Annotated in this window: 9 protein-coding genes; 3 read left to right on the forward strand and 6 right to left on the reverse strand. The window is 63.1% G+C overall.

The window, feature by feature from the left end; all coding sequences use genetic code 11:
• The 5 genes from ON30_RS39560 to ON30_RS41850 form a co-directional block, all read right to left on the reverse strand.
• Positions 1-3,463 (reverse strand): SAV_2336 N-terminal domain-related protein (locus ON30_RS39560; protein WP_157183897.1); only part of this gene is annotated, 3,463 nt, incomplete at its 3' end.
• A 7-nt stretch (positions 3,464-3,470) separates the two neighbouring features.
• On the reverse strand, positions 3,471-4,589 hold the full coding sequence (locus tag ON30_RS37975) for an AAA family ATPase (protein WP_083911751.1): 1,119 nt from the start codon (positions 4,587-4,589) through the stop codon (positions 3,471-3,473).
• A 15-nt stretch (positions 4,590-4,604) separates the two neighbouring features.
• Positions 4,605-5,714, reverse strand: coding sequence for a VMAP-C domain-containing protein (locus ON30_RS28815; protein ID WP_040712383.1), 1,110 nt, complete (start codon positions 5,712-5,714; stop codon positions 4,605-4,607).
• Positions 5,715-5,769: 55 nt separating this feature from the next.
• Complete coding sequence (locus ON30_RS28820) at positions 5,770-6,861, reverse strand: alpha/beta fold hydrolase (RefSeq protein ID WP_245554266.1); 1,092 nt, start codon at positions 6,859-6,861, stop codon at positions 5,770-5,772.
• A 472-nt stretch (positions 6,862-7,333) separates the two neighbouring features.
• On the reverse strand, positions 7,334-7,465 hold the full coding sequence (locus ON30_RS41850) for a hypothetical protein (protein WP_281004760.1): 132 nt from the start codon (positions 7,463-7,465) through the stop codon (positions 7,334-7,336).
• A gap of 97 nt (positions 7,466-7,562) precedes the next feature.
• Between ON30_RS41850 and ON30_RS28825 the strand changes: the two genes are divergently transcribed.
• Genes ON30_RS28825 through ON30_RS39565 form a run of 3 tightly spaced genes read left to right on the forward strand, consistent with a single transcriptional unit; the run spans position 7,563 to position 10,796 of the window.
• Positions 7,563-8,720 carry a hypothetical protein gene (locus ON30_RS28825; protein WP_040712388.1) on the forward strand — a complete coding sequence of 386 codons (1,158 nt, stop codon included), beginning with the start codon at positions 7,563-7,565 and terminating at the stop codon, positions 8,718-8,720.
• 53 nt (positions 8,721-8,773) lie between these two features.
• On the forward strand, positions 8,774-9,904 hold the full coding sequence (locus tag ON30_RS28830; protein WP_040712390.1) for a DUF4238 domain-containing protein: 1,131 nt from the start codon (positions 8,774-8,776) through the stop codon (positions 9,902-9,904).
• A 7-nt stretch (positions 9,905-9,911) separates the two neighbouring features.
• Positions 9,912-10,796 carry a hypothetical protein gene (locus ON30_RS39565; protein ID WP_157183899.1) on the forward strand — a complete coding sequence of 295 codons (885 nt, stop codon included), beginning with the start codon at positions 9,912-9,914 and terminating at the stop codon, positions 10,794-10,796.
• Between the two features lies 1 nt (position 10,797).
• Here the strand turns inward: ON30_RS39565 and ON30_RS28840 are convergent, their stop codons facing one another.
• Positions 10,798-11,388: a hypothetical protein gene (locus tag ON30_RS28840; protein ID WP_051030103.1), complete on the reverse strand. Its 591-nt coding sequence runs from the start codon at positions 11,386-11,388 to the stop codon at positions 10,798-10,800.
• Between the last annotated feature and the right edge of the window lie 620 nt (positions 11,389-12,008).

A 12,008-nucleotide genomic window follows, 5' to 3' on the forward strand; every position in this document is an offset into this window, starting at 1 on the left:
AGGTTCCTAGGTCGTCGTGACCCGACACCCGGCTTAACTCCCCCGCCAACCGCTCGAACAAATCGATCGCCTCACCGACCCGCCCCGCCGACCGGTAGGCCACGGCGAGGCTATGCAGGACGGACAAGGTTCCTAGGTCGTCGTGACCCGATACCCGGGTCCGCTCGCCCGCCACCCGCTCGAACAAATCGATCGCCTCACCGACCCGCCCCGCCGACTGGTAGGCCAAGGCGAGACTGTGCAGGGCGGACAAGGTTGCCGGGTGGTCGTGACCCGATACCCGGGTCCGCTCGCCCGCTACCCGCTCGAGCAAATCGATCGCCTCACCGAGCCGCCCCGCCTGCTGGTAGGCCAGGGCGAGGTTGTGCGAGGCGGACAAGGTGTCAGGATGAGCCTGACCCGATACTTGCTCGGCATGGTTGAGGGTCTGTTCAAGTAGCGAGATCGCTTCTTCGAGGCGCCCCGTCGACTGATAAGCCTCCGCGAGCAAACTACCCGCGACAATAGTAAGAGGGCTATCTCGTCCGAAAGTCCGCAAATGAAACTCTCGATACAGATCTTCCAGACTAGTCACAGCTCCGCGCTCGACCAGCAGCTGCCCGAGGTGCTTCAACCCGGACAGGTCCCCAGCATAAGCAGCCCTCCGAAACCAAGTCTCGGCCTTATCTGCTTCACCAGCCGCGAGCAGGAGCCGTCCGACATGATCCATCGCTCTACTATTGCCGGCGCGGGCGGCTTCTAGGAATAGATCCAGGGCGGTGGCACCGTTGCCACGTTGTTCTGCTGCAAGTCCGAGAGCAAGGAGTTTGTCAGGGTCACTACCCCGGGCGACTGTGTGCCAGAAGGACTCAGGAATTGCTCGGGGCCTGTGGTGGTTGTTTCCCTCGTCGGCGGCGACGAGGTAGTCGAAAGCCCGGTAGCCCCGAGTATCCCTGTCGTCGAGGAGAGTGGTGCGCAGGAGCGCAGCAGCGCCGCCGCTTCCTGGCGGTGGTGTGCGGGCGGTATGGATGGCGGCGCGTACGTCGCCGCTGGAGACTTCCAGGGAAGGATGGGTTTCCCGGAGCGCCACCACGGTGAAGTCGATGAGGTCGGGTTCGGCAATGGGATCTAGGCGTCCGATCCGTGTCCAATCGATCGCGACGGCGATCACCGTCCACAACAACGGATCGCTGGCGCGGGCGGCGTCGTAGCGTGTCACCAGTTCAGGCGCTCGGACCAGATTCTCCCCCAGCCCATACGGGTCTGCGGCGTATCCGGGGTAAACGCGGTTGGCGGCCGCACGTTCGGCGGGATCGTCGGCGGTGGAGGCTAGGCCGATGGTAACCGCCTGCTCAAGCAGAGTCCGAGCGTCCCGGCGCAGTTCCCCCTCGCCGCGCAGTTGAGCTCGCATCGTCGAGCGCAGCGTTGCAACCACCACCGTCGGCCCTTGCCTGGCAGTCAACGCAGCCAGCATCGCTGGGGTCAATCCGGCCGTGTCGGTGAGGTAAAGGTGAATGTCATCCAACCAGACAATCAGCGGATCGGTGCTGCTGGCGATCCGCGGGTGGGTGACGACTTCGCTGAGCGCTTCTGGGACAGGCCACAGGACGCGCATGGACCGACCTTGTGCACGCACAGCCTCGAACAGGGTCCGGGTTTTGCCCACTAATGCCGGTCCCACAACTACCACGAGTTGGTTCCGGGACAACGCTTCCGCCAGACGCAGGTCGACGTCGTTGGCCGTCCGGGGCACGTATTCGTCGTGGTTTCCGTACTGGCCGGCGCGTCCGAATATCGACCTCGTTGTTCCCAACAGGTATGGGTCGACCTCGGAGATCGCAGGAAGATCCTCGCTTCCATAGATTCGAACCATCTCCCGTAGCGGTCTCGCCGATGCCGGGATCCTGTTCTCCTCCGGGCCGCCGGTACCGCGCCCCATCGCGGCCCAAGGGGCCTGCTTGAGCTCGGCGAAACTCAGTGATTCATCGGCGATCAGGTGATCACCGTGGCCGTCATCGACTAGTTGGACTGCGGCAAATTCTCCGGCCCTGCCGGGTCTTCCTGCGAGGTAGGCGGACAGCTTCGTTTGGACGAGGTTCTTTATTTGGACGATGTCATCCTCGTCTAGCGATCCAAGCAGAGCGTCGCGGACGCCTGCGCGGAATACGAGTTCGAGTTGCTCCGGATGTACCGTCCGCTTTCCATCCCATGGCTCGACCAGGGCGCTCAATGCGATTTCCGCGAGGTGTCCGTGGTCTGCGCCCGGAACCATCACGGAGCGTACGAGATTCATTACAGGTAGCGTTAGCGGCACTACCGAGAGGTAAGCAGCCAGCTGTTGAACGGTAGGAGATGATTTTCCATTAAAATCTCGAAGGGCATCGATGGCCGTTCTGCGCGGGCTCGGCAGATCGTTTGCCGTTTCCGCCTCGGTATTCGTCTGGGCCTTCGCGGCTTCGGTACTGATCAGAATGCATGTCATGCGGTGTGTCGTGCCGTCTCCCGCGATGAGGTAGGCCAGGTCTGACAGCACGGCGGGCGTGGTGTCGACAATAGGGATACCCATCATGGGATGCCCGCGGTATCGACGGTGACCGGGCGGATTCGTCAGGCTCCATGCAATGTTCGCAGTGGCAGGTTTCGATGCGCGGGCGAGCCGTATGGCTGGACTCAACGCGCCTCGGGTCCACATGCGTTCCGGGAGAACATTGATGATCGCGACAGCGTTGTGGGTGCCCCACTTGAGAAGGACGCTGTGAAGTCTGGGATGCATCCATACGTCAGCCAAGGTATCGCTCAGCACAAGGATAAGTTGGCTGCCTGCTGGGTTGATGATCTCGCTGGGGTTGCGCAGCATTCCGTCGCGACTGCGACTGACCTGGACCGGTGTTGTGTCGTCGGGGAGGTGGAGGTGCCAGGTCTGGACCGTCCGAAATACACCTGTGCCGGTAATGGCACGTTGCAATTCCTGGATCAGATCGTGCCAAAGCAGCATAGAGTGGTGCGTGTCGATCACCAGCGCGAGGCTCAGCCAGCGATCACTAGCCGGCTTGACAACGGGCACGAGCATCCGTTGGTCGATGCTGGCGTCGACGGTAGCTTCCTCGTCGAGTTCGACAACTCGACCACTGATAGTTGGTCGCCGACCTAATGGCCTGAACGCGCGCATGACCGCAAGAGGGTCATCCAGCGAGTCCGCGCGGCGCATTCGTACCCGGACTCCCGAACGAAAGGCTGTACTTGTCCGCCCGCGCTCCTGGCCGACAGAGTAGACAGGACTCTTTACGTTTGTCGAATCCTCACGCTGCTGCGCTCCTTCCGCCTCCGACACCTCGGGATCGTGGACAGTCCGGGGCGAATCAACGATAAATCCAGAATCGGGCGGTGCAGCGATTCGATTGGCCAGCCAGATAATTTCTGCCAGTTCCGACGTACCGATATCGGCACCCGAAGCAACGATGTCCCTGAGCAGACGCTCGATCATTGCCGTCTCATGACCCTGGTCCTGCCAGTGGCTGCATGGTTCTCTTGATAAATTCTTCGTAGTCGCTTGCGTCCGACCATGCTCCGCTCAACCTCAATTGGATCGCGTTCAGGAGTTGGTCGGTGGCTACGCTCCCTTCAGCTTGGCGGGCCTCGAAAACTCGGATGAGGTCGTCGAAACTGTGATCGTCCTCGTCGATGCGAAGGCGTTGCTTGAGTATTCGGCGCAGCTTCTCCTCGGTCGGAGGCTCGATGGTCAAGCGAATACACCGCCGCAGGAATGCCGGGGGAAATTCTCGCTCCCCGTTGCTGGTCATCACGATGACAGGGAAGGCTAGACAACTGAGGTTGCCGCGGTCGATACCTACCCGAGGGTCGGGGCTGTCATGCGATCCGACGTGCACTCGCGGGTGCTGACCGGCCACGCGTGCCAATTCGGGGATCTCGAAAGCACCGTCCTCCAGCACTGTCAACAAATCACCAGGAAGGTCGATGTCGCATTTGTCGATTTCGTCGATCAGTAGAAGGCGTGGAAGCGTCTGGGGAATCAGCGCCGTGCCGAGCGGACCCAGGCGAAGGTAGTTGGCGATGGATGCTGCACGTGAGCCGTGGGTTTCACCGCCTCTGAGGTTGCGTGAGCCCCGTATCAGTCGACGGTTGGTTCCACCGGGCCGTGCCGTCTGCCGGTTCAGATGATTGAGATTGGCATCGTGGAGGCGGCTGATGGCGTCGTACCGATAGAGCCCGTCACGGAGGCTGGTGCGGCTCGTGATGGGCCAGTGCAGCACCGGACCGAGTCCGAGGTCGCTTGCGATGCTGTAGGCAAGCGTCGTCTTGCCGACGCCTGGTTTGCCGGTGACCAGCAGGGGCCGCCGTAGGTACAGGGCGGTGTTGACGGCGTTGATTTCGGAGTCACCGGGGACGTAGCTCGCTCCGCGTCGCGTGGTCTCCTCACCAGATGGGCTGTCCATTGTGGGTGCTTCGTAGGTGGGGTCGACTGTGCCGCTGAAGCTACGCCACGGCGGCTCATTGTCCGCTAGGAGCTTCAGGCGCCGTTCGAGCGGGTCCTCGCCGCGGTAGACCCACCACTGCTTGGTGGATGTCGGCCCCTCGACGTCAGTCGTCATCAGTGTCCTCTCACGTCAGCTTATTCGCGAGGATGGTCGGCGGGTCGGATCGTCCCACAACAGCACCAGTGCTGGCGGGAGATGAGGCGGATGGGATTGAGCACGCCATGTTCTCAGCCGCGCTGGTAGATCGCGAATATGGAAGGGAGCTCCACTCTTCGAGTCCTCGCGCAGGCGAACGTCGAAACATTGCTCGGTCGGAGTCGGTGCCGTGTGCCCGCCTCTCGGCCACACGGCGATCGGTATGCCGCCCTCCAGCATGTGGTCTATCACCGTCTCGAGGTGCTCTCCACTGACCGCTGCGAATATGCAGATCGGCGGTGCGTCATCGAGGAGTTCTCTGGAAGCTCCGCGCAGGACGTCCTCGTCCCGGAGAATCCTCACTGCTTCGGGGGCTGTGCCGTCGTTGGCGGTGAACCAGCTCCATTTTCGATGCCAGTGGTCTCGGGTCAACCGGGACCGTTCGTCCGGGCAACGCACCACCACCTCGAAATGCTCACCGAGCGCGGTGTTCCTACCTCGGACACCCAGAGGTGCGGCCCATGCCTCGAATGGCTCGTCGAGCAACTCGAATGGGACGTGGAATTCCAGCCGCCGCATCTCGGTGGTATCGATTCCGGAGTCGTAGATAGCGACCAGTTGCTCGCCCACCTGCACTTGCGCTGCGACGAGGTCGACCGGCTGATCGGACTCTTGAATGCACTCGAAGACCTCGTAGTGCAGCCACATTCGCAGCCTGTATTGACCCTCCTGCCGGGCAGTGGTGAGTTCGATGTGCACAGTTGTCGTTCGGCGCGCCTGCGGTGACGCTGGTGGGACGGGCCCCACACCGAGGCGCCTGGCCACACTGGACACCCAGGTGTTCAGTTCGGCGGCGAGTTCGATGTCCGTCATCTGAGCGGCGAGGAATCGGATGAATGGCAGGGCCAATGGCATCGCCGCGTTCACCCCACGACGATCGAGATCGTGTACGACGTCGAGCATCGTCTTGGCAGTGGACGGAGGGCGTAGGCCCGGCATGTCGGCCGCGGTCTCGAAGGCCCACTGGTAAGCCTCGTACGTCCACGGCAACCGATCACCGTCAGGCAACAGCCTTGCCAGTTCAGACCACGCGTCCTCATCCAAACGCGTCGACTCGCGTCGAGGTAGCGCGGCGGCATCGTCGATGACACCGTCGCGCCTACCCGGTGTGTGAGGCGTCCTCCCCCGGGTCAGGCCACTGGCTATCGATGACATCGAGCGCGCGCTGCGCTGCTGGGACGTTCTCCCAGCCCCATCTCAAGTTGACGACCAACGCCTGACGGCCAGCGTCCTCGAAAGTCGCGCAGACGTGCACCAGCTCGAGCAGTTGCACCCTGGCCGGTCCACTTCCGGTTTCCTGCCGTTCACGGATGAATCGGGGCATCAACCTGATGAACTGTCGTCGATTCGCGGTTTCTATAAAGTCCTCGACCTCCGCGAGCGCTTCCGCGATCACCCGAATCGCGTCATCATCAGGACGAAATCCGCCCAGGGGTGTCGCACGCTGCGCGTCCACGAGGCTGCGGACGGCGATGTCTGCGGCATCAGCGCGCCCCTCCGCGGTTCCGGGCTGGTTCTCCTCGATCGCTCGTAGCAGGCGGGCTTTGATGATCTTGTACACCAGAGCGTCGTTTGACTTCGGAACAACGACTGTCGAATGGTCGCCTTCCAAGGCCCCACCGTAGGGAAACACGGCTCTAGCCGATTGCGGCGTAACCACACGATCCGACATACCAGCGAACGCTTCAACAGGTATCGGCGCTGTGGTGGCCGTGAGATCCCGGGCATTCACGACCTGCCGAAGGATGGTGCTTTGTGTGTCGATGATCTTCTCGTGCAGGGGACGCAGTTCCTTCTCTTGCGGGTGGCGCCCCCACCACCGGCGCAGCGGAAGAAGAAACTCCGAGCCACCATTCGGGGTGGCGAACATCATGACTCTCCGAACGCGACCGAGATCGGTACCACGCCCCGCATGTAACTCTTGGGCCAGATAACGCTGAATGATCAACCCGCCCTGGCTGTGGCCAGCGAACACGATCGGATGGTCAGGCGCGACATCCTCAGCAACCCGAGTGCGAAGGAAATCGGCCACCGTGTCCAGATCGGGAATTCGCTTCGTGGGGCCGAACTCAATGAGTTTACTCGGATACTCGACCTCCATCGGCTTCACACGCCCCGCGAGGTCATCGTCGCGAAGCAGCAAGTCCACGAGCGGAGCCCACTTCTCGCCGCTGGACAGAATGCCGTGCACCAACACAAGAGTTACCTGGGCCGACACCCTCACCCCCCTGATCCGATGGCCTGCCCCACGAGGGCAGCTGAACAAACTACCGAGCCTGAACGGTCAGCCTATCGCCTCCGCTACCGAAGAGCGCCCGAACACAACAGCTTCAGAGTATCTAGCTCATCGCGCATTCTCCGGTCGACGGATTCAGACTGACCGCGAGCACCCATCTGCCCGACGAGGCCCGCGCAGTTCGACACACAAGCCATGCCGAACCGGTGCGACCCTCAAAACAACGCGCCCAAGCGCTACGCAGGCGCTGGCTGAGTACAGCGCCGAGGATGTAGACGCTCGGACACTCGCTTGGATCAGATGGCGCTCAAGTCGGACGCCGCTTGAGTCTGGCGTAGCGCGGGCAAGTCACCCACAGTCGGAGAAGGGAAGGCGCTCGGCGGATCGCGCCGCCGAGCGCCGTCACGCGACCGCGCGGGTCGTGAGGTCAGTTCCAGTCGCAGGAGTACGGCTTGACGTCGTAGAAGCCCACGTTCGGTTCCACGATCTCGACGCACATCCCCTTGGCCGCGGCGTAGTCGAAATCGCTCGCCTGGACCTGCATGTCGTTGCCTCGCACGGCTTGGACGGAAGCTCCGCCGTTGCGCGAACTGCGGGCAACCCTCCTACCGCCAGTGGCATCCTGGGACCGCTGGGGCGGTCATAGACTTCGCGGGGTGACTCCCGAGATATCGGCGGATCATCCCGCCGGATTCGACTTCGAGTACAGCTACTGGCTCGAATGCGACTATTGCAGTCGTCGAGTCGAGATCCCGGCTGCCGCCTACCTGCGTCAGCAGCGAGGCGATGAGCCCCGCTACGTATGTGACTGCGAAGCAGCCGACATCACCGATATGCGTCTTGCACTGCGGGATCTCAATGACGTGGACTGCCACGACGAGCAGGTCGGACAGCATCTCTGGTACCACTCCAGCACCTACCAGGATTGGCCGTCCCCGACGTATCGCGATGTCCTCACCACTCAGTTGCAGCGATCACTGCTGCCGGCTGTCGACCTAGAGAAGGTGCTTGAGGTGAACACCTCGATGGCCCTGCATCTGGGAACCTACGCCGCGGCGATCGAGAACATGCTGCGGCGCATGGCCGACGAGGACACCGCGCCGCAGCAGTACTGGCTACACCAGGTACAGATCCGTCTGACCGGCACGGATCTGGTGCCGGGCGTCGGCGACGAACTCAGCGAGTGGTTCGGCGGCGTACCGCTGAGCAAACTGCGGGATCTCGGCGGGCGGGCGGCTCGCTACGTCAACGTCCACGAGGCACTCGGATCGATCTCGCTGGCCATCGACGCCGGGGTGATTGTGCGGGTGCGCACGATCTCGCTGTTCCCACCCGCGTCCCTATTGCCCGCCACCGAGGCGGGCGAGCGCGCCGTGCGGCAGGCTCTCGCCGAACTAGAAACCGCCCGCCAGCTCATCCCTGACACCACGGGTCTGACGACGGATCAGTACTTTCGTACCGAGCTGGCTCTGCACCTCGCGCAAATACGAGACCCCTCGATCAGCGACGAAGTCATCGCACGCACGAAGGAATTCGCCCCGAAATTCGAGGCGTGGGAGCAGCGCGAGCACGAAGTCGACACCTGGTTTCGTACCGAGCTCCTCCAGACCTACCTACCCGCCGCAAATCCGCAGTTGCGCGAGTGTGTGTCCGAGGCCATCCCCGTTGGCGCCCAGCCGAACGAGTTCCACCCGCGGCTACGCGAACTCGCCGGCCTCATCGTGGCACCACAGCTGGTGGTCGAACGGTTCGCGACTGCGGTCTGGAGAACACTGGAATCCGTCGATCCCAATGCCTCCGGCATATCCGAATGAAGCGCGACCAGAACGTCGTTGTCGGTGCCACGCTATAAGGTCGGCTTGTGGCCATGACCTGCGATCACACCGTGCCCAGGATGTATCTCAAGCGCTGGGGTGTGCGCCGTCGCCAGCGGTATCAGCTGCGCGCTGCGCCGGTTCAGAATCTGGAGCGAGCGTTCATCACAGCGGTCGACAATATCGCCGCCGAGGGCGACTTCTACCGCGGCACGACACCGGATGGCGTGGGCAACCACGACATGGAGTCCTTCTTCACCAAGCTCGAGACCCGGGCGACGCCGGCGTTCCGCGCGCTGCTCGACTGGGCGACACTGCCTACGGACAACGCTTTCCCGAATCGATGGCCTGCGCGCCAGGACCACCGCGAGGCGATCGCGTGGTGGCTGGCCGCTCAGATCCTGCGCACCGATCATCAGCGACGGCGATTGTGGCGTCAGCTGGAGGCGGCCAACCCGCCGATCGCCGCGCCCGGAGTCAACGAGCACCTGACCTACATCGCCGAGATGATCCAGCCACTGGCCACGGTCCTGTACCAGCGACCGTGGGGATTCGGCTGGTCGGATGCGTGCCTGTTGACCGGTGACACCCCTGCGGTGATCCTCAACGGTCACGACGCCGACGCGCAGCTGCTGGCCGCCAGCTTCTGGGATATATACCTGCCGTTGGACTCGCACCGGCTCTTATTCCTTCCCGGCGCCGCCCACATCGACAACCCGCGCCTGGGCCGTGACCACATATTCAAAGTCCACGGCGGCCAAGCCATCGCCTTGAACGACGCCGTGCTCGATGTCGCCGTACGGCACGTTTTCTCACATCCGGACCATCACCCCCGCACCTCCGCACCCGACCGCCGCGACAGGCAGCGAACCCGTGGAGAGTCGCGATACCTACTCAGCTACGACACTATGCCCCCAATTTACGGAGTCGAGCGTCGCTGGCTCGACGACCATCCCGCTCCGACAACCACTCCCCACGAGCCGCTGTCCGAACAGCAGCTCAACTCGATCCTCCAGCACCTGACCACCCGGATGGACCACACCCAAGCCGCCTGGGAACACCTGCTCGCCGCAGGAAGCGCCGTTGCGCCCGACACTGGACCGGACCTCGAGGACGCGCCGCAACACGTCGAGTCAGTGGGCACCGAAAATGGACATGCCCCCGACAAACCCAGTAGCCGATGATGGCCGCATGACCGACACCAGAAAACAGGTCTCGGGATGGCAGCGCCACCGCGGTCAGCCGTATCCTTGCGGACTGTGCGGTGAGGTTCGTAACCTCACGAAAGCGCATGTGCCGCCCCAATGCGCAGGCAACGACACGACGATTCAACGCTCTCGGATCGTCTCGCGCGGCAACCGCCGAGTGCCCGCCCGGTCGAGCTCGGGCGGGCTCTACGTCTTCGGACTGTGCGAGCGCTGCAACGGCTTACAAGGCCACTACGACTCAGCCTACGGCCGCCTGGCCGCTACCCTGCGCCCCCACAGCCGCACGAGCAACGGATACGACCCTGCCCACCGCACTCCCATGCCCGCCGCGCTGTTCCATCCGGGGGCCGTCGCGCGATCGATGCTCATCGGCGCTCACGCTTTGGCGCCAGCGCTGCGCACCCGCTACCCGCAGATCGCCTCGAACCTGCTGTCGCGCACACCGGTCATCGGACTCCCGTCCGACCTGCACCTGCTGATCGCCGTGGCCCGCGGTACGTTCGCCCGAATCGCAGGATCGGTCTCGGGCTCCTCCCTCACCAGAATCCCCGGGGCCACGGGCTGGGGCCTGGGAAGCACCGTCGAGATCTCGAACCTCGCCGAGGTCTACTTCCCGCCACTGGCCTGGGTACTCACCGACACCCCACACACCCTGACCGCCCGCGGATGGCACGACGCCAGCGCGTGGTCCGGCTACGACCCGAGTACCGAGCACCTACTCAGCGCATTGGTTCCTCCGCTCCCGCAGGTCTCACATCCGCACCGCACGCCAGTGCTGTGGAAGCAGTACATCGAAATGTTCGCTGGTGCCGAAGCTGAGCTGGCCGAGCTTGTCGAATGCACCAAGTTGCCGCGCTCAGCCGCATGATTCAGCGAAGGTCGCACCTCTGCTCGGCCAGCGCACTATGTCTGATCTCTCTCTCACTCGTCGATCGGCCGTCAGCAACAGAGTTGGGGGGTGTGGACCTGATGCCTTCGCGAAGGTAGGAGATGAGGGTGTCGGCCAATGCCAAACCGGCGTCGTGGTGCTGATAACGCGGGTCCACGAGGTACTCCACGGAGCCGTCGGAACGGAGTTCGACGAGAGCCGAGAACCACGCGACACCGTCGAGCCGCGCATCGTCGCTCGGATGCGTGAGCGGATTGCGCACAGAACGCAGTTTGGGCAGTGATTCATCGAACATAGCCAATGCATCCTCGACCACTCGAGGTTTGGCAAAGACCTTGCTCATTTCACGGGCTGCCTCACGGAGGCGAACCAGCTCATACGCGTAGTAGTCGAGGTCGTTGTCCGGCGCGCCGGTCAGATCGACGACCTCTTCGGGCGTGCCCTCGAGTAGTCGGTGCGCGATCGCAGCATGGCCCAAGATTCGGGACCGCTGGAGGTCGAGCCCAGCTCTGATTCGCCTGATTGCAGTGAGGAACCGAGACCGCGCACGATCGATATCGTTGGTCGGCATACTCCTACCTTTGGTGTCGTACACTCTGGTCTATTTTCGCGTCCGCTCACTTGAGTACCGTCGCAGCACTCAGCGACGCCTCGAAAGCCCATCGGCAAGCGAATCCACGGCCCTTGCTATCACTTCCACACCATACGCCGCGCTGTCTGATATCCGATGTGCCCCACCGCTTCTGCGGCGCAAGATCGCACCCGCTACTTCTCGCGTCGAGGTCTATCGGATCAACCCGCGCCGGTTCAGGACCGGCCGTGGCGACTCCGCGGGGATCGCCCGATGACGCTATCCTCGGTTGCCTCTGTGCTTTAGCGTCCCATTTCGAGATCTCGGTCCGCAGTGTCGGCTCGATGATGCTCTCGATGGAAAGGGTGCCGTCCGGCTCGAGTACGCACGGTTCGCCGAAGATCACGCGCCACGCGTGTCGCTTTCGCCAGACCCCCTCCTGGGGCTTGCGGGTTCGTTCCGCCGCGCGGGGTCACGGCTCCCCCGATCTCGATCTCCCACCTCCGCTCAGCCGACTCACTCGTCACCGCTCCACACCTCACCGAACCGAAACCCTGGGCCGACCAGTGCGCCGATCAGTCGCGCTCGTTGTTCTCAACCGTCAGAGACCACGTCAGCCT

This window comes from Nocardia takedensis NBRC 100417 (assembly GCF_000308695.1).
Taxonomy (GTDB): Bacteria; Actinomycetota; Actinomycetes; order Mycobacteriales; family Mycobacteriaceae; genus Nocardia; species Nocardia takedensis.